The organism is Pseudomonas sp. 30_B (assembly GCF_017491605.1).
In the GTDB taxonomy this organism is placed as follows: Bacteria; Pseudomonadota; Gammaproteobacteria; order Pseudomonadales; family Pseudomonadaceae; genus Pseudomonas.
In genome coordinates this window covers 1-585 of sequence record NZ_JAFGYY010000116.1, presented here as the reverse complement: position 1 = coordinate 585, position 585 = coordinate 1, and the positions used below count along the sequence as shown (strand labels likewise).

The 585-nt window shown below is 58.8% G+C and carries 1 protein-coding gene; it reads left to right on the top strand.

Annotation, left to right across the window (positions count from 1 at the left end):
* Nucleotides 1-496, top strand: a 496-nt coding sequence (locus J5M67_RS27485; protein WP_207888549.1) for a Wzt carbohydrate-binding domain-containing protein, incomplete at its 5' end; no start/stop codon positions are given.
* Nucleotides 497-585 lie beyond the last annotated feature (89 nt).

Here is a 585-nt window from a genome sequence, read left to right as displayed (position 1 = left end):
CCAGTTCACTGCCGACGCGAAGAATTTCGGTCTTGGCGGCGCATCGATTGAGCATGTCGGCATCGAGGATGGCACGGGGGCGCCGCTGAATTGGGTAGTGGGGGGCGAGATCGTTTGCATCCGCATCGCCGTCAAAGCCCTGCAGAACCTGGAGCGTGCCATCGTCGGATTCATTGTCCGGGATCGGCTCGGGCAAAATCTGTTTGGCGACAACACGTGTCTCACGACCCTCAACGAGCCGTTCGCTGTCGCGGCGGGCGAAAGTTTTTCGGTCCGATTCGGGTTCAGAATGCCGGTCTTGCCGGTAGGCGATTATTCGGTGACGGTTGCAGTCGCCGACGGTTCACAAAGCGACCACGTGATCCACCAATGGCTGCACGATGCGGTGTTGTTGAAGTCGCATTCGACGAGTGTCAGTACAGGATTAATAGGTATTCCAATGCATGAGATCGTGCTTGAGCGGGATACGCTGAACGAAGTTGGGGCGGCGCAATGAAATCTGAAATACCTGTCACCGTTCCGGATCGATTCGATGCCGCCGACGTGCTGGGGGCGCCACAGTCCGCCCGCGTCGCGGATCCGTCG